Here is an 803-nt window from a genome sequence, read left to right as displayed (position 1 = left end):
TCGTGACATTCAACCATTAAACGAACGTCTAATATTAAAACACGAAGAATAAATAAAATTGCCCCCTACTAAACCCAATTAAATTAAGAGAAGGTATTAAATAAGGTAAAATCTATTTGAAGATTTTACCTTATTTATTTTATTCCAAAAGGTGTACCTTTTGATACCGGAAACAAATTAGTAATAAATTTCTCAATATGGATATTACCAATATTCGTATTTATAATATTAAAAATTAACATTTGTAATATAATGAAAAAGTGATGGTTATCACCCTATTTGTTTCTCCTTATGCCATAGATAAGATCGAGTTCCTGGTCTTATCTATTTTTTTATATGTGGTAGTGACAGGGTTGCTGTCATAGACCGCAACCTAATTATTTAAATTTAATTAAGGAGTATTTTTTTTTGTTACGTAGTACAGAGAAAGGTTCTGGTGCAAAAATAAAATAAAAGAGAATAAAGTACATATATTCCTAACGGAATCGTATCTTATGCTGCAAGTCCAAACAATTGATGAATGAATTCTTTCTGAGTTTGGACAGACTGATTCCGTAAATCAATCTGTTCTTTTGTAATCATATGCATGGCTTCTACTCCAGAAAGAATGGATGTAGCTGTGTAAAAAGATTTGAGCCCTAGCATAGAACGGATACGCTTCTTTATAAAACGATGATCTTGTTCTACTATGTTATTCAAGTACTTTTGTTGCCTAAGTTGCATACCATCAGGTATGCTTTTTTCTTTTTCAACTTTTCAATTGCTATGGGATAAGCTGGATTCTTATCGACTGTTATAACACG

General features: G+C 30.8%; 1 pseudogene. It reads right to left on the bottom strand.

Annotated elements, in window-relative coordinates:
* Positions 1 to 492 precede the first annotated feature (492 nt).
* Positions 493 to 803, bottom strand: a pseudogene (locus LOK41_RS28315) (DDE-type integrase/transposase/recombinase); the annotation flags it as partial.

The sequence above is a fragment of the Bacillus sp. TL12 genome (assembly GCF_022625245.1).
Taxonomy (GTDB): domain Bacteria; phylum Bacillota; class Bacilli; order Bacillales; family Bacillaceae_G; genus Bacillus_A.
The sequence above is the reverse complement of the archived record's forward strand: the minus strand, read 5'-3'. Positions and strand labels throughout refer to the sequence as shown.